This window comes from Gallibacterium genomosp. 3 (assembly GCF_001678475.1).
GTDB lineage: Bacteria > Pseudomonadota > Gammaproteobacteria > Enterobacterales > Pasteurellaceae > Gallibacterium > Gallibacterium faecale.
In genome coordinates this window covers 37,451-55,318 of record NZ_JTJR01000050.1, presented here as the reverse complement: position 1 = coordinate 55,318, position 17,868 = coordinate 37,451, and the positions used below count along the sequence as shown (strand labels likewise).

Annotated in this window: 16 protein-coding genes; 9 read left to right on the top strand and 7 right to left on the bottom strand. The window is 35.5% G+C overall.

What is annotated here, in order from left to right:
- Nucleotides 1-3: 3 nt before the first annotated feature.
- Genes QV06_RS11155 through QV06_RS11135 form a run of 5 tightly spaced genes read right to left on the bottom strand, consistent with a single transcriptional unit; the run spans nt 4 to nt 5,300 of the window.
- Nucleotides 4-1,425, bottom strand: a complete 1,422-nt coding sequence (locus QV06_RS11155) for a DUF1116 domain-containing protein (RefSeq protein WP_065238206.1) — start codon at nt 1,423-1,425, stop codon at nt 4-6.
- A 3-nt stretch (nt 1,426-1,428) separates the two neighbouring features.
- Nucleotides 1,429-2,976: an acyl-CoA synthetase FdrA gene (gene fdrA / locus QV06_RS11150; protein WP_065238205.1), complete on the bottom strand. Its 1,548-nt coding sequence runs from the start codon at nt 2,974-2,976 to the stop codon at nt 1,429-1,431.
- Nucleotides 2,955-3,764 (bottom strand): DUF2877 domain-containing protein, encoded by an 810-nt coding sequence (locus QV06_RS11145; RefSeq protein ID WP_065238204.1) that lies wholly within the window; start codon nt 3,762-3,764, stop codon nt 2,955-2,957. The genes fdrA and QV06_RS11145 overlap by 22 nt, the downstream gene beginning before the upstream one ends.
- A 13-nt stretch (nt 3,765-3,777) precedes the next feature.
- Nucleotides 3,778-4,368 (bottom strand): ankyrin repeat domain-containing protein, encoded by a 591-nt coding sequence (locus tag QV06_RS11140; protein WP_065238203.1) that lies wholly within the window; start codon nt 4,366-4,368, stop codon nt 3,778-3,780.
- A gap of 23 nt (nt 4,369-4,391) precedes the next feature.
- Nucleotides 4,392-5,300 (bottom strand): LysR substrate-binding domain-containing protein, encoded by a 909-nt coding sequence (locus QV06_RS11135; RefSeq protein WP_082985098.1) that lies wholly within the window; start codon nt 5,298-5,300, stop codon nt 4,392-4,394.
- Nucleotides 5,301-5,634: 334 nt separating this feature from the next.
- Here QV06_RS11135 and QV06_RS11130 point away from each other — a divergent pair, with 334 nt between their 5' ends.
- The 9 genes from QV06_RS11130 (at nt 5,635) to QV06_RS11090 (ending at nt 15,154) form a co-directional block, all read left to right on the top strand.
- A complete protein-coding gene (locus tag QV06_RS11130) occupies nt 5,635-6,579 on the top strand; it encodes a tripartite tricarboxylate transporter substrate binding protein (RefSeq protein WP_065238201.1) in 945 nt (314 codons plus the stop codon).
- 48 nt (nt 6,580-6,627) lie between these two features.
- Entirely contained in the window at nt 6,628-7,074 is a 447-nt protein-coding gene (locus tag QV06_RS11125) for a tripartite tricarboxylate transporter TctB family protein (protein ID WP_065238200.1), read from the top strand.
- A gap of 8 nt (nt 7,075-7,082) precedes the next feature.
- On the top strand, nt 7,083-8,585 hold the full coding sequence (locus QV06_RS11120; RefSeq protein ID WP_065238199.1) for a tripartite tricarboxylate transporter permease: 1,503 nt from the start codon (nt 7,083-7,085) through the stop codon (nt 8,583-8,585).
- A 17-nt stretch (nt 8,586-8,602) separates the two neighbouring features.
- Nucleotides 8,603-9,532, top strand: a complete 930-nt coding sequence (locus QV06_RS11115; protein ID WP_065238198.1) for a dihydrodipicolinate synthase family protein — start codon at nt 8,603-8,605, stop codon at nt 9,530-9,532.
- Nucleotides 9,533-9,586: 54 nt separating this feature from the next.
- On the top strand, nt 9,587-10,510 hold the full coding sequence (rbsK, locus tag QV06_RS11110) for a ribokinase (protein WP_065238197.1): 924 nt from the start codon (nt 9,587-9,589) through the stop codon (nt 10,508-10,510).
- Nucleotides 10,511-10,545: 35 nt separating this feature from the next.
- Nucleotides 10,546-11,541, top strand: a complete 996-nt coding sequence (locus QV06_RS11105; RefSeq protein ID WP_065238196.1) for a substrate-binding domain-containing protein — start codon at nt 10,546-10,548, stop codon at nt 11,539-11,541.
- A 136-nt stretch (nt 11,542-11,677) separates the two neighbouring features.
- Nucleotides 11,678-12,706 carry a TAXI family TRAP transporter solute-binding subunit gene (locus QV06_RS11100; RefSeq protein ID WP_065238195.1) on the top strand — a complete coding sequence of 343 codons (1,029 nt, stop codon included), beginning with the start codon at nt 11,678-11,680 and terminating at the stop codon, nt 12,704-12,706.
- A gap of 2 nt (nt 12,707-12,708) precedes the next feature.
- Entirely contained in the window at nt 12,709-13,194 is a 486-nt protein-coding gene (locus tag QV06_RS11095) for a DUF1850 domain-containing protein (RefSeq protein ID WP_065238194.1), read from the top strand.
- Nucleotides 13,172-15,154 carry a TRAP transporter permease gene (locus QV06_RS11090; RefSeq protein WP_065238193.1) on the top strand — a complete coding sequence of 661 codons (1,983 nt, stop codon included), beginning with the start codon at nt 13,172-13,174 and terminating at the stop codon, nt 15,152-15,154. The genes QV06_RS11095 and QV06_RS11090 overlap by 23 nt, the downstream gene beginning before the upstream one ends.
- A 35-nt stretch (nt 15,155-15,189) precedes the next feature.
- Here the strand turns inward: QV06_RS11090 and recQ are convergent, their stop codons facing one another.
- Together recQ and QV06_RS11080 are read right to left on the bottom strand one after the other, a co-directional pair.
- The gene (gene recQ / locus QV06_RS11085) at nt 15,190-17,034 is read right to left on the bottom strand and encodes a DNA helicase RecQ (RefSeq protein WP_156542072.1); all 1,845 of its coding nucleotides are present in this window, start codon (nt 17,032-17,034) and stop codon (nt 15,190-15,192) included.
- Nucleotides 17,024-17,809: a phospholipase A gene (locus QV06_RS11080; RefSeq protein ID WP_245174290.1), complete on the bottom strand. Its 786-nt coding sequence runs from the start codon at nt 17,807-17,809 to the stop codon at nt 17,024-17,026. Before QV06_RS11080 ends, recQ begins: the two co-directional genes overlap by 11 nt.
- Nucleotides 17,810-17,868: the final 59 nt, after the last annotated feature.

Below are 17,868 nucleotides of genomic sequence, written 5' to 3'. Positions count from 1 at the left end.
CCTTTATCTTTTTGCATATTTATCAGTAAAAGCCAATATTGCTTTATTAAAGGCTTCTATTGGTGGGTTGACAATCCCTGCGCCAATCATTCCAATACCAGCCTCTTTATGTGCAATAGCAGTATTAATAACTGGCAAGATATTACTTTCAATAACCTTACGAATATCAATCCCTGTCGGTATGCCCATAAAATTTAATGCAGGAATAGTAATATTAGGATTATTTCCTACAGTAATTTGATTCATTGTTTTACTGTAATTTATGGCATCACTTACTGTACCACCAACTAAGGAAACAATTGCAGGTGCAGCAGCCATAGCAAAACCGCCAATTCCATAAGTTTCTGTAATTGCTGAATCTCCTACATCTAGCCCAGAATCTTCTGGTTTATAGCCAGCAAACATAGGTCCTATAACTTGTTGTGCTGGTCCAGTAAACCACTGATTTGGTAACCCAGAAACTCTAATACCGAAATCTGTACCATTTCTTGCCATAGTCGTAAGAACGGTAGAATACGGAATACCTTGCGCTGCATCTAAAGCAGCCTTACAACAAACCATCCAAGTTGGTCCAGAAAAATAATCCGATGAAGCAACAAATTTAAATACATCTTGCTTATCTTTATTACTAAAATCTGTTTCTAAAATATAAGGTGTTAGCTTTTGAATCAGTAATACCGTACCTGCCACATTACGATTATGACATTCATCCCCCATATGAAGTGCTTGTGAAAGCATTAAACGTAAATCAATCCCTTCCTCACAATAAGACATCGCCTGAGCAAGCATAGGCCCAAAAACATCTCTCATCCAATTTAAACGATCAATCACGCTTTTATCATTAGCCCCCATTCTTAATATTTTCGCTAATTGTTCAGATAAATTAGTAAAAGCGATATTGCCGTGAGTCTTATTTTCTACAATATGAACATACATAGAAGGGCTGGTTATTCCTGTCATTGAGCCAACTGCTTGGTGTTCATGACAAGGTGAAAAAATAATCTCACCACTTGCAGCTAATTCTTCAGCCTCTTGTAGGTTTCTAGCCCACCCTTCAAATACAATAGCACCAGTGATTGCTCCTTTCATTGGTCCATTCATTCTATCCCAATCAATAGGTGGTCCAGCATGTAATAACATTTTCTCTTTCATGCCTGGAATAACATCTTTTGCTTGTCCATACCCCGTTAATATAGGTTGTGCTTGGGTAATTCGTTGGAATGCTTCTTGGTTTGCTTGCTCAATTTTTTCTGTAATTTCGACCTGTTCTAAATAACTTAATGCTTCAATTAATGCTGCATTCCCGTTACCAGCTGGTTTCCAATCTAATTGACACACTTCAACTTGCTGACTAACTAGATCTTCTGCAAATTGGCGTAACCCAACATTAATAATACTTAAAGGTTGTTCAAATAAATGAGTCATACTCTATTCTCCTTTCACGACAAATTCTCTAGCTAACAACCCTGCATTAGTTGAACTAGAGGCAATAGTTATACCAGCCTGTTCTAAAAGCTCTACCTGACTATTTACAGTAGGACAATCTAAATCTGTACCTAGAACATACGCCAAAATCTCTAAATGTCGCCCTACAGATTGCGCTTCTTGCTTCACTTGAACTAAAGCTTTCAATGTTTCACTAACTGGATCAGAATTGGCGCCGAAACCAACTACAAAATCTAGTAATAGAACACCAACCTCAGGATCTCTACCTTCTTGTAAGATACGCTCTATACGATAGCTAGGATCAATCATTGGATGAGCCTTACCCTGTGTAAACTCATCATCACCAAAATCAATAAATGTATGACCTTTTGATATATCTTTTGCAGATATCTTATAAAGTGGATTTGGGTGAATATTTGAATAAACCTCACCATGCTTTTCTAATGCAGAAAATAATGCTTCATCACACAAGGTACCACCACAAAATAGCCCTCTAATATATTTTTGTTCTGGTGATAGTTTTTTCCTTACTTCTGCTATTAATGGCCAGTTAAGAGCATGTTTATCAATACTTTCTTCTGAAATACCCGATGCAATTACTGCTTTCATAGCTGTTGGTTTACTATGAGAAAATATTTCAATATTTGGATATATAGTTTGTTGACTTTGATAACCTAAAAACCAAATAAAAATTGGTTTGCTTATTTGTTGGCAAGTAGTTAGAATTTTTTCTGCAACTGATGGTGCTGGTGGTTTAGAAACAATTACAATAACTGATGTATGGGGATCTTCAGCAAGTAATTTTAAACCATCTAGCATCATTATTCCGCCAATATCCTCGGAGAGATCTCGACCACCTGTTCCGATTAATTGGGAAACGCCCCCACCAAACTCATGAATTCTTACTGATATTTCTTGAGCTCCTGTCCCTGACGCAGCAACAATACCAATATTGCCTTGACGTACTTTATTCGCAAAGCCCAAACCTACTCCATTAATGATAGCTGTTCCGCAATCTGGTCCCATCATTAAAAGTTCTTTATCATGAGCTAATTGTTTTAAAGATAGTTCTTCTTCAATAGAAACATTATCAGAAAATAACATAACATGTTTATTTAGCCTTAATGCTTTTTCTGCTTCTCTAGTGGCATAAGTACCATTTACAGACACAATAACTAAATTACTATCTGGATGTTTCTCTGCGGCAGCACTAATTGTATGAAAGACTTCTTCACAATCCTTTTGATCGCGAATAGGTTTCCGTATTAGTAATTCATCAATTTGTGCAAATATTGTATCTACATCAATGCTATCTTCCAGGATTACCGCAATCATTAAATCAGATATTGTTGCATGACTTAATTCACTAGTTAATAAACCTGCTTCAGTTAATACAGCTTTATTCATAGGGCTACCCATTGCAACTTGGGCTTGAATAACACCATTGAGCTGATTCACAGCAGTGGAAATAGCCATTAATGTTACTGAGTCAATATAAGTATTTGTTTTTAATCGACTATATAAGGGCATAAATATACTCTCTTTGTAGTTAAGTGAGGGAAACCAGCTAATAATCCACTTAATAAATCATAGCCACTTCTATGTCCTAACTTAACGACTCCTTGTATAACAGCAGGACTAGAAAATGGACTTAATAAATTATGGATAAATAGCTGAACTGGTTGGCTTACTTGAGATAAGCAAGCATCTTTTAGAAATCCTACAGAAATAGGGTTTGTTTGTTGTATATTTGCTAGGATAGCTTGAACTAAGTTCTTTCTTTGAGAATGAAATGGACTTTGTGGCAAACATAATGCAATTAATAAACCACACAAGAAATCATCACCACTTGGTGTCAAACCAAAACCTAATCCTAGTAAATTACTAACTTCTTTATATAACGAGCTTCTTGTGGCCAATGCATCTAACAAATTCGCTATTCCTATTCGTAAATACTGTTGAGTTATTATCTGCAGCCTATCTACTGGTACTCTCTGTTCACGAATGAGAACTTGCCAAGATAGTTCCAATAATTCTAAATTCAGTGGATTTAATGAAAATTCTATATCGCAAGAAAATTTTTCTAGCGGAGTCGTAGAAAATAGAAATTCATCAGTTTTAGGAATATTATGCAATAAACGTAATTGGCGTGGCCCATAAGGCACTGACGATTCAACTAATGCAACCACTTTTTTATTAAATAGTTGTAAATTTAAAACGTGCTGATGCCTAGAAAGAATATTAAATTGTCTTGCAATCAGTAACGTATAATCTGGCTCAAGTTTACTATCAATACTAACTACCGTTACTTGTTGCATATTTCGCCTCCTCTTAAAGATATTCTTTAATAATAGAGGCTATTTCATGATAACCTTTGCGACATGCTAATTCTAATGGAGATACACCCCATTCATCTGTCATAGTTGGATCTGCATCATGTTCTAATAACAAGCGAACTATTCTTTGCATTTTCTCTCCACCATCATTAAGAATAATAGCTTCAATTAATGCCGTCCAACCTACAGTATTAGTTAAATTCACATTAATATCCGTATTTTCTAATAGAAATCGAACAATATCCTCATGACCTTTTTCTGCTGCAGGAGTCAATCCATTTCCACCAAAGCGTGTTAAGCAAGTTAAGTCACACCCTAACTCCACCATTAGCTTCACAAGTGATAAATCATTATGAATACAACCATAAATAAATGGATTAAAGCATTTATTATCTTGAAGATTAATATCAGCTCCATATTCAGCTAATAATCTAATAGCCTCATACTGTCGATTTTGTGCAGCAACTAGAATAGGCGTACGTTTTCCCTTATCTCTTACATTAACATCCACATTAGCCTGAGATAATAACTGCCTTATCTGATAGCAATTCCCTTCTTCTGCTGCCTTAAAAAGTAATTCATTCATATGTTTCTCCTTTCGATAATGAATTAAATTAACCACTGTGTACGATATTCATCTGTACACAACACATCTAATAAATAGTTAGTAATTAAACTATTTCTTTGATTTTGCCAGGCATAATAAACCCTTATCGGCTGTTTATGCTCCGCAATTATTTTTTCTATTACGCTCCCTTCTGATAATGCTGATGCTGCAAATCCTCTAGGAACAAAACCTATACCAATTCCATCAATAATCATTGATAGCACCATATTAAGGTCTGTCACATAGATAATTTTTTGTCCTTTTAATGCCCATGTTTTTTTCTGCTGTAAAGCAATTGATGAATCATGTACTACAATGGATGGAAATTGACGTAATTTTGCAGATCTTAGAACTTGTTCTTCTTTTGCTAATGGATGATGAGGTGAAACTAAAAATACCCATTCTACATCTCCTAAATATTCAGTAGAAATACTACCATCATTCCAAGGCGGGTTCTGGGGAGCACCAATTACAAAATCAGCACGATCCTCATATAATGAATCCCATGTGCCATTATAAACTTCTGTACGAATAGAAAATTCTGTTGCGGGGAACTTCTCTAATAGATTAGCTAGTAATTGAGGGATAGGTTGGTGGCTTACAATATAATTTAACGCAATCCTAAATTGGCTTTCTACACCTTCATGTAAACGTAAAGCATTCCTTTGTAATTCTTGTAATCCTTGTAAAATCCAATCACCTTGCTCTAAAATATAATTTGCAACTGGTGTTAATATAATATGCCCATTCCGTCTCTCAAATAGTTTTACCCCCAATTCCTCTTCCATTTTTCTTGCTGTATAGCCAATCGCAGATGGAACACGGTGTAAAACTTTTGCTGTTTCACTAAAGCTACCAGTTTTACTAATCACTTGTAATACTTTGATTGAATCAGAACAAAATCCCATCATATACCCCCTTTAACAATATATTGTTTCACAATGGCGAATTATGGATAGCTAATCACTTATTCAATGATGAAAAAATCATATCAACAAAGTAAAAACCAACAAGCAAAAAAATTTGAAAAGTTTTAGCAAGAAATTTGTTAAATACCCCATCTTCCTTGACTAATTCATTAAGCTTTAATGCTATGTTTTCTAATTCAAACTTTATACGATATTTTTATTTTTTGATCGGCTTCACAAATTTAAACATTGCTTATTTTCAGTCATACAAAACTTCTCCATCATCCCTATCGAAACGTTTCGATAATATCTTTTATACTTTTGCTAGAGGTGATTTATGAAAAATTTGACTACTCAAACGTTATTATTATGTTCTTTATTTTCTTCAATAGCTTTAGCTGCTTATCCAGAAAAACCAATTGCAATTATTGTTCCTTGGGGAGCTGGTGGTAATACTGATACGATTGCACGTCTAGTTGCTAAAGGACTACAAACTGAACTAGGTGTTAATGTAAATGTAATTAACCGTACAGGAGGTAGTGGTGTAGTGGGACATGATGCTATTAAACGGGCTAAACCAGATGGATATACATTAGGTGTTGCAACGGCTGAAATTGCTCTAATGAGACATCAAAAAATGACAGATTTAAGTTATAAAGATTATACCCCTATTGTTCGCCTAGCCGTAGTTCCAGGTGGAATACAAGTAGCAAAAGATTCACCTTATAACACTATTAATGATCTCATCAATGACATTAAAAATAATCCTGGCAAATTAAAAGCATCTGGTAGTGGATTAAACTCTATTTGGCACCTTAATTTACTTGGTATTTTAAAAAGTACAAATCAACCAGAAAATGCTGTGAAGTTTATTCCTTCTCAAGGAGCTAGCACGGCATTACAAGAATTAATCTCTGGAGGGATTGATTTTACAACATCATCCCCAGGAGAAGCTAAAAGTATGACAGATGCTGGGCTTGTTAGACATCTAGCAATTACATCTGATAACACAGATACCCTATATCCTGATATTCCTGTATTTAAAAATGAAACTAAAACAAATTGGTCTCTTGGTGGTTGGAATGTGTTAGTAGGACCTCAAGGATTGCCGAAAGATGTACAAGAAAAACTAGTAAAAGCCATGGAAAAAGTTTATGCCAGCGGTGAATTACAGCAATTTTCTCATAAACAAGGCTTTGATGTTGGACCATTATATGGAAATGAATTAATACAATTTATGCAGAATGAAGATTCAAAATTTGGTGAATTATTATCTAAATAAATACTTAGGAGGTTCTAGATCTCACTCAGTGGGATCTAGAAAAGATTTATGATCAGAATATTAACTCCCTTATTGATTTTAACAATTAGTTTAATTATTTCTATATATAGCTACTACACTTACGGGGATTTCACTTCATATGGAGCAGCATTTTACCCTACTATTATCGGAGGAATCTTGTGTATATTTTCTCTTATAGATTTCTTTATGGAAATCAACCTAAAGAAAAAGTATGTATTCAAAAAATTTGATATAAAGAAAGATATTGTTAGTGGGTCTTTAATAATTATAACTATAATCTTCTATATACTAGCATCTAACTTTCTAGGGTTTATATTAACAACCAGTATTATATTAATTAGTTTGACTATCCCATTTATAAAAAATGGGAAAATTATTACAACTATTTTCCTAATTCTCTTATCTTTTTCCATTTATTTTTTATTTGCAAAAATACTTCTTGTTTCCTTACCTAATGGAATATTCTTTGAGTAGGAGATTTTATGGATATTATCTTATCAGCTATCTCATATATTAACTTCAATGCAATCTTAGCGATATTAGCTGCTGGTTTATTTGGTCTCTTTGTTGGGGCAATTCCAGGTTTAACAGCTACAATGGCTGTAGCATTACTCGTTCCATTTACTTTTTTTATGGATCCAATCACTGCACTTGCATTAATGATTTCTGTAGGTGCATCTTCTATTTATGCTGGTGATATACCTGGAGCTTTATTAAGAATCCCAGGAACACCTGCATCAGCAGCATATGTTGATGACTCATATTTACTTGTTAAATCAGGAAAAATAAATAGAGTATTAGGGCTTGGTTTATTAAGCTCAGTCATTGGCGGAATAATAGGTACAATAATTTTATCTTTGGCAGCTCCTAGTTTAGCGAAATTTGCTCTGAAATTTAGCTCTTTTGAATATATGTGGTTATCCTTACTAGGCTTAAGTTGTGCGACTCTTATTTCGGGAAAGTTTATTACAAAAAGTTTAGTTACTTTACTTTTTGGAATCATTATTTCAACTATAGGCTTTGATGAGTTTACCGGACAAGCAAGATTTACTTTTGGATTTGTATCTCTTTATGAAGGTATTAGCTTTATTCCTGCAATGATAGGATTATTTGCCATATCCGGAGCAATTGAATACTATGCTAATAGATATAAATTAGTTCAAGATTCTCATCAAGAGAATTTTAATGCACCAAAATCCTTAAATATATTTAGTGGTTTAAGTAAAACCTTATACAAAAGAAAAGGAAGCATTTTAAGAAGCAGTGTAATTGGAACATTAATAGGTGCTTTACCTGGTGCTGGTGCAGATATAGCTGCATGGATCTCTTATGCAGTTTCAAAAAAATTATCTAAAACATCTGAATTATATGGTAAAGGTTCAGAAGACGCTATTATTGACTCTTCAAGTAGTAATAATGCAAGTTTAGCTGGTAGCTGGATTCCATCACTTGTATTTGGTATACCCGGAGATTCAGCCGCTGCTATTATTATTGGCGTTCTATATATGAAAGATATGCAGCCTGGACCATCACTATTTTTATTTCAACCAGATAAATTATATGCAGTATTTATTCTATTTTTAATAGCTAACATCGCTCTAATTCCTTTAGCTTTAATTGTTGTGAATTTCCTTAAAAAAATTGTTCAAATTAATAAAGATATTCTATATCCAATCATTATTATCTTTAGCATTATAGGCTCTTTTGCAATAAATAATTCTATTGAAGCTATTATTGTAATGCTTATTATGGGAATAATAGGTTATTTTCTACAAAAGAATGCTTATCCAATCTCCCCTATTATTCTAGGTATGATTCTTGGACCTATGCTAGAACGAAATTTACTTGCTTCATTAACTAAAGCAGATGGAAATTTACTAGCTTTCATTGACAGGCCAGTTTCATTAATCCTTTCTTTCTTATTTGCATTAGTAGTTATTCTGCAAATATATGGAATTATAAAAAACTTTAATAAAAAAAATTAATTCAATGGAGAAATAAGATGAAAATTCAAGGTATTATCCCTGTAATGCTAACACCATTTACAGAAAATAATGAAGTTGATTATGAGAGTTTACGTTGTTTAACCGATTGGTATATTGATAACGGAGCAAATACTTTATTTGCTGCTTGCCAATCTAGTGAAATACAATATCTCTCTTTAGAGGAAAGAGTAAAAATAACAGAAACTGTTATATCACAAACAAATGGAAGAATTCCTGTCGTCGCTTCTGGACATATTAGTAATAATATTGAAGATCAATTGAAAGAATTAACTGCTATTTACCAAACTGGGGTTGACGCTGTAATTTTGATAACTAATCGATTAGATATTAAAAATGAAGGAACTTCTATATTAAAACAACATTTTGAAAAATTAATACGAGCATTACCCAAAAATATCAAATTAGGATTATATGAATGTCCTGCTCCATTCAGACGCTTATTGACAGATGAGGAAATTAGCTATTTCGCTCAATTCGATAATATGTTGGTATTAAAAGATGTTTCTTGCGATTTAGAAACAGTAAAAAGAAGAGTGAACTTAACTAAAAACAGTAATCTTAAAATTGTAAATGCAAATGCATCTATAGCATTTGAGGCAATGAAAGCTGGTTCAGAAGGTTTTTCTGGAGTATTCAACAATATTCACCCGGATCTTTATGCCTGGTTATACAAACATAAACATATAAATCATCCTTTAGTACATGAACTAGCACATTTCTTAGCTATTTGTGGAGCTGCTGAAAGTTTTGGATATCCTAATTTTGCTAAACTAATGCATAAAAAATTAGGTATATTTCAATCCTATAACTCTCGTGTTATTCCAGACGATATCCTAATTAAATATTGGGCTGTAGAAGATTTATTACATCATATCATGCAAGCGTCTGATGATTACCGTGAAAAAATTAAAAATACAACTATTTAATATCAATTATTTAGGATGGGGCATATCCCATCCTTCTCTAATGAAGGAACAATAATGACAAAGCAACTTACTATTTTAGGTAGCATTAATGCTGACCATGTTATTCATATTCCACATTTTCCACAACCTGGTGAAACCCTTGCGGGAGAAAATTACCATATTGTTTTTGGTGGTAAAGGTGCAAATCAAGCAGTAGCCGTAGCTCGCTTAGGTGCAAATGTGAATTTTATTGCCTGCATTGGTAGTGACGATATCGGTCAGCAAATGAAAAACTCCTTTCAACAGCAAGGTATCAATGTAGAAACAATCACGACTATTCCACAACAAACCACAGGTATTGCAATGATTCAAGTTGCGAGCAATGGCGAAAACAGTATCGTGATTTCTGCGGGCGCTAATGCACATCTTACTCCTGAAATTGTTGATAAATTTAAACAGCAAATTATTAATTCTGATGCACTATTAATGCAATTAGAAACGCCTTTAGAGGCTATTATTCACGCAACTAAAATTGCCAAACAGGCGGGTAAACATACGATTTTAAATCCGGCACCCGCAAAACCATTGCCTGATGAATTACTTTCTCATCTCACTATGATTACTCCCAATGAAACAGAAGCTGAAGTATTAACTGGGGTTAAGGTGGTTGATGAACAAAGTGCAGCACAAGCCGCAACAGTTTTCCATCAAAAAGGCGTAGCTATTGTATTAATTACCTTAGGCGCCAAGGGCGTATTCATTAGTCATAACCAATTACAAAAAATCATTCCCGGTTTCTGCGTCCAAGCTAAAGATACTACTGCCGCTGGCGATACGTTTAATGGTGCATTGATGACAGCACTACTCGAACAAAAATCACTTGAGGAAGCAATTCAATTTGCACAAGCCGCTGCTGCGATTAGTGTTACACGTTTCGGGGCACAATCTTCCATTCCAACAAGAGAAGAAACACTCGATTTTTTACAAGCAGCTCAATAAAATTAACCTATAAGCAGTATAGTAAGGGGTAATTTATGGCAACCATGAAAGATATTGCAAGGATTGCAAAAGTTTCAACATCTACCGTTTCTCATGTGATTAATAACAGTCGTTATGTTAGTGATGAAATGCGTGAAAAAATTATGAAAGTTGTCCATGAACTAAATTACACCCCTTCTGCCGTAGCCCGTAGTTTAAAAGTTAAAGAAACCAAAACATTAGGAATGTTAGTTACTGCCACCAGTAACCCTTTCTTTGCAGAAGTGGTAAGTGGTGTGGAACATTACTGCAATCAACATCAATATAATTTAATTATTTCCAGTACTGATGGCGATGAAGCTCGTTTATTACAAAATATTCAAATCTTAATTCAAAAACAGGTTGACGGTCTATTATTAATGTATTCTGACTCTCGCCACTCCATTGTTAAACAGCTAAATGTTCAACTTCCTATGGTGATTATGGACTGGTGGCCAACAGCTTTAAATGCGGATCAAATCTATGAAAATTCGGAGTTAGGGGCGTACCTTGCTACAAAAACTTTAATTGAACAGGGGCATCAAAAAATTGCAATTATTACCGGTAAATTAGACAAATCCTTAGCTCATAACCGCCTCATAGGTTATAAAAAAGCGTTACAAGATGCTAATTTAGCTATCCATCCTGAATGGATTATTGAAAGTCATTTTGACTTTGAAGGTGGCGTGGAAGGTATGAAGAAATTATTACAATGTACTGATCATCCAACCGCCATTTTTGCGTGTAGTGATACAATTGCAGTAGGTGTTTACCAGGTTGCTTGGCAACATGGATTACGTATTCCAGAGGATCTGTCTGTCATTGGTTATGACAATATTATGCTGTCACAATATTTAACACCACCACTCACTACTATCCATCAACCTAAAGCAGAATTAGGGGAACTCGCTGTTGAAACGTTGTTACAACGCATTAAATCGCCACAACAAGAATACAAAACTTTAATGCTTGAACCACAGTTAATTTGGCGACAATCAATTAAGAAACTTTAATCCAATAAATTATTTCCTTCTTATCTAAATTGTGATCCACCACACAATTCAAATCACACCTACTTGCATATTTATGCATTAACATCTATTTTACAATTTTATTTACTTCCAATAACACAACATCGGGATAGCTCATATGGCAAACTTTAAAACTCTCTTACTTTCATCACTTTTAGTTTCATCTGTCGTTCTTGTTGGCTGTAATGATGAAAAAGAAAAACCTGCAGCAAACACTACTGCTAATAATTCTGAACAAGCTGCACCAGCTGCTAACAGTACACCAAAACTTGCTTCCAAATTCGTCACTATTGCAACTGGCGGTGCATCAGGCCCTTACAACATCATTGGTACAACTTTAGCAGAGGTTTACTCCACTGAATTAAAAGCCAATTCTAAAACCCAAACCACCGGAGCTTCAGTAGAAAATATTAACCTGCTTAATAGTAAGAAGGTTGAAATGGCATTTGTAATGCGTGACGCATTGAGTGATGCTGTAAACGGTTTAGGTAGCTTTGAAAATAAAAAAATCACTACTGTCAGTGAGTTAGCAGGGCTTTATCCAAACTTCGTACAAATTATTACTTCTAAAAAAACAGGAATTAAAACCATTGCCGACTTAAAAGGACACCGTGTTGCAACTGGTGCACAAAACTCTGGCGTAGAAGTCAACGCGCGTAAATTACTTGCCGGTTTTGGTATTACTTATAACGATATTACTGTTGATTACTTAGGTTATGCAGAAGCCGTAGACGCATTAAAAGCAGGACGTATTGATGCAGCATTCTTAACCAGTGGCTTACCAAACTCTTCATTAATGGAATTACAACAAGGTTTTGATTTACAACTTGTAAGTATTCCTAAAGAAGGTGCTGAAAAAATTATGCAACAATATCCTTACTTCACTTCAATGGTTATTCCGGCTGGCACTTACAACAATCCTGAAGATATTCAAACTATCGCTATTCGTAACGCTCTCGTGGTTCGTTCCGATTTAAGTGATGATGATGTCTATCTGCTTACAAAAACATTCTTTGAAGGATTAGATAAATTGAAAGCTTCTCACCAAGCAGCAAAAGATATTACTTTAGAAGAAGCACAAAAAGGCTCAATTGCCCCATTGCATCCAGGTGCAAAACGTTATTATGACGAAATGAGTAAAAAATAACGATGAAAACAAGTTTTAAGATCGCTATATTTCTGATTATTGTTGCAGTAGCGATCTTAACTTACCCTCTCGACACGATTTATCTAAAATTTAATGATAAATCGTGCCGTTTACCGACTAACAACTTTACACTGCAGTGGAAACACTCTGTCGAAAAACAGTTATGGCAAGAACATTACACTTTACAAGGTAATATCTTGATTTTAGACAAAGTATTTCAGCAAACCTTTGGTGCTGGTTCACCAGCGGATGGTAATAACATTGCTGCACCAGAGGGTTTTGTTGGTTTTGAAAAACACATTACTTTGCCAGGAATTAATTGGATTGTTTCATCCAATATGCAAGGAGTTCTATTTTCTGACGACTTTATTCTTCCTGTTTATCAACTCGTCCCTGATTATAACGAGATAAAAATTATTCCAATAAAACAAAATATTCTATCTTTTTTATTAGGAGTGAAATGCAATGTCAAACCTCGAACACACTAACCAAGAGAAGAATTATCAAGATATTCTCGAAAAATACGACAAAGAATCGGTAGTTAAATCTGTACAATCTAAATGGCAAAATTACGCCATCTCATTTGTTGCGGTTATCTACTCCCTTTTTCATCTCTACATCACTTTTTATCCGATGCCAACATTATTACAACGTGCGCTCCACGTTGGTATCGGTACATTACTTATTTTCTTAATTTATCCAGTAAGTAAGAAATACAGTAAAAGTAGGATTATGTGGTTTGACTGGATCCTAGGAATTGTTGCACTCGTTACCGCAGGCTATCTCTGTTACGAATATGAAGCACTCATGACAACGCGTGGTGGGATTCCTAATCAAGCCGATATTATCTTCGCAATTCTTACAACGTTAATTGTGATTGAAGCTGCACGCAGAATAACTGGGTATATCTTAATTATTTTTGCATTAATCTTCTTAATCTATCCATTTGTTAGTTCCATGGATTTTATGCCCGACCGTTTATTAACTCGTTATTACGATATTGGGGATATCTTTGGACAACTTTATTTAAAAACTGAAGGACTATACTCTTCTGCCATTGGCGCTTCAGTCAGTTTTATTTTCTTATTTATCTTATTTGGTGCATTCTTAGCCAAATCAGGAATGGGGAAATTATTTAACGATCTCGCACTTGCACTCGCAGGTAGTCGCCAAGGTGGGCCAGCAAAAGTGGCTGTTATCTCCAGTGGTTTTATGGGAAGTATTAATGGCGCGGCAGTTGCCAATGTAGTAAGTACTGGTGCATTTACTATTCCATTAATGAAAAAAATTGGGTATCACCCAAACTTTGCTGGTGCAGTTGAAGCCAGCGCCTCTGTTGGTGGACAAATATTACCACCAATTATGGGGGCCAGTGCGTTTATTATGGCTGAAACAACAGGTGTTAAATATAGTACAATCGCCTTAGCAGCACTGTTACCTGCTCTTCTCTACTACATTAGCGTCATTGCGCAAGTCCATTTCCGAGCAGGAAAACACAACCTTAAAGGACTCTCTAAAGATCAATTACCACAACTTAAATTAGTGATGAAAGAACGTGGTCATATGTTCATTCCGATTGTGGCTCTCGTTGTATTCTTAATGGAATCTGTTCCTGTTGGTTATGCAGCCGCTTACACTATTTTAATCACGATTATTGTGAGCTGGTTCCGCAAGGAAACTCAGATGGGTGTAAAAGAGATTATTGAGGCACTTGAAGATGGCGCTAAACAGTCCCTTTCTGTTATGGCGGCTTGTGCGGTAGTAGGTATTATTATCGGTGTCGTTAACCTCACCAGTTTTGGTACCGTAATGACTTCTTATATCGTGACTTTTGGTGCGGGTTCATTACTTCTTACCTTAATCTTAACCATGCTTGCTTCCATTGTGCTAGGTATGGGCTTACCATCCATTCCAGCATATATCATCACAGCAACTATGGCAGCGCCTGCTTTAGCGGATTTCAATATTCCACTTTTAGTAAGCCATATGTTTGTCTTCTATTTTGGTATCTTCGCTAACATTACTCCACCAGTGGCTTTAGCCTCTTTCGCTGGTGCTGGAATCGCCAGCGGTAATCCGATGAAAACAGGTTGGCAATCATTACGCTTAGCCTTAGCAGGCTTCATCATTCCATTTATCTTTGTCTATAATCCAAGTATGTTGATGATTGATATTCACAATTCAGCGATTACAGCAAATTCATTCCCGTTGCCGGCAATCAGCGAAATTATTTCTGTTTGTGTGACATCGATCTTAGGGGTTATTGGTCTATCTGCCGCAGTAGAGGGCTATTTCAAACATAATATCAATATGGTATTCCGCATTATTCTTGCAATTGGTTCAGTCTTATTAATTTCACCTGAATTTATTTCTGATATTGTCGGTATTGTGATTTTATTGATTATGTTATTTATCAATCTTAAACAGAAAGACAAAATTACATCATAAGTTAGCAATTAAGCACCTATTATTAGGTGCTTAATTTATTTCCTCTGATATCCTACAATCACCTGTAAAAAAGGTTGAGCATAACGTTCTAGTTTTTTAAAACCTACCCCATTAATCTGTAACATTTCTGATAACGATGTTGGCATTTCACGGGTCATTTCTTCTAGAGTGGCATCATTAAACACTGCGTACGGTGGAATATTATCCCGGTCGGCGAGCTGCTTACGTAATTGACGTAATTGATTAAATAATTGTCGATCACCTTGGCGGGCTTGTAGTTGGTGGGCATGATTAATCATTGACAGATTTTGACGTGGTAATGCCAACGATAATGGAATTTCACTACGCAAAAGAGGTCTTGCTGCTTCGGTTAATTGTAATGCTGAAAAGTTAGTAATATTTTGTGTTAAAAAACCAAGATGAACTAACTGACGAATCACACTGTGCCAATATTCTTGTGATTTATCTTTACCAATACCATAAACGGATAACTTATCATGTTGTAATTCTTGGATCTTTTGGTTATTTACCCCACGTAATACCGCGATCACATAATAACTACCAAAGCGTTGCCCAGTACGATATACGGTAGATAAAATTTTCTGTGCATCAATTAAACCATCATATTTCTGCGGTGGATTTAAACAAATATCACAATTCTGACAAGGTTGATGACGATGTTCAGCAAAATAATTTAATAACACTAAACGGCGGCAAGTCTGAGCTTCTGCAAATTCTCCCATCGCTTGTAATTTGTGTTGCTCAATCATTTTTTGTGAAGAATCAGGTTTCTCCTGTAATAATTTATTTAACCAAATATAATCCTGATGATCATAGAATAATACCGCTTCTGCGGGTAGGTCATCTCGCCCTGCACGTCCTGTTTCTTGATAATAAGATTCTATGCTGCGAGGTAAATCATAATGCAATACAAAGCGAATATTGGGTTTATTAATTCCCATACCAAACGCTATTGTTGCAACAATCACTTGGATATTATCACGTTGAAAATCATGCTGAACTCGTTCACGTACTTCATTACTAAAGCCTGCATGATAGGCTTTTGCAGCAATACCTCGCCGTTGTAATAGTTCTGCTAAACGTTCGACTTTATTACGGCTATTAGCATACACAATCCCGCTTTTTCCTTTTTGAGCTAAGACAAATTGGAGTAATTGTTCTTGCGGTTTAAACTTTTCCACCACCGTATAACGAATATTTGGACGATCAAAACTACCAATATAGATAAATGGTTGCTGTAAATTGAGAAGCGATAAAATATCTTGGCGTGTCACACGATCCGCTGTTGCAGTTAAAGCCATAATCGGTACATTAGGAAAAACACGGGTAAGATTGCTTAACCTTGCATATTCTGGACGAAAATCATGCCCCCATTGCGAAATACAGTGAGCTTCATCAATCACTATTAAACTCACTTGGCACTGCTGAATAAAATAGAAAAATGCACTGGTCATCACTTTCTCTGGTGAAATATAGAGTAATTTTAGTTGTCCAGAGAGCGCTTGTTGTTCGGTAGCTCGTTGCTGTTCTAACGTTTGACTAGAATTTAGATAAGCGGCAGCAACACCATTGGCAACTAACTGATCCACTTGATCTTGCATTAAAGCGATCAAGGGAGAAATGACTAAAGTCAGCCCAGGGAAACAGAGTGCAGGAATTTGGTAACAGAGCGATTTACCACCCCCTGTTGCCATTAAAATAAAACTACTTTGTCCTTGTAGCGTGGCTTCAATAATTTGTTGTTGTCCTTGGCGGAATTGTTGATAGCCAAACACCTCTTGTAAGATGGTTTTAGCTTGTGCAAAAGCAGGTGAATCCGTAGCTGATGATGCCACCTGCTCTAGCGGATTAAAAGACATTATTTAAACTAATACCTAGTCCGATACGATCAATGGAACGATTATAATCAATCAAGGATTCACCATAACCATGATAATATTGTGCATATAAACGTACATATTTGGCGATTGGATAACTCCAAGAAAGCTCCATTCCACCTTTATTTGAAGCAGTATTATAGCGTGCAGTAGTTTTCACGATATGATCACCAAAACGATAACCTACGCTTAAATCACCATAGCCATAATAATCCACAATATCAGGATTATTATCACTAGATGCTTTTTCTGGGATTCGCCAATATGGTTTTAATTCCACTAACCAATCATCTTTAGTAAAGCTCGCTCGTAAATATAGACGATTCCAACTGCGTGATTTGGCTTGTTCATCACTACGCCCATTAGAAAGGTGAACAATCCCTGTTTCTACATCAGCAAGTTTCCAGCCCCACCATAAATCATAATCGGTTGCCCAAGCGAGAAATAATTGTGGTTGGTAGTTACTTTCTCTGAATGGTGAAGATTGTTCACGATTACTTAATTGGAACCATGAACGTTGTGTATAAGCCCCTGCAAGTACCGAGTTCTTACCGAAAATACCTTTCCAAAGCGGTACCGCAACACTGATTTGAAACTTCACTTCATCATGTTTCATATTTTCAGGGTAATTAAAGTTTCGATTAGAATAAGTTTCCATTAAGTAGTTTTGTTCATAAGGTTTTAAACCAACAAAATTTTCTGGCGCCGCTTGCAATAATAATGCGGTACGACTTTCATATGGCAACACACTCGCCATGGCAGTTGGTAATGCAATTAAAGTAGAAAATGCTAAAAAATAATGAGTGAGGCGCATCG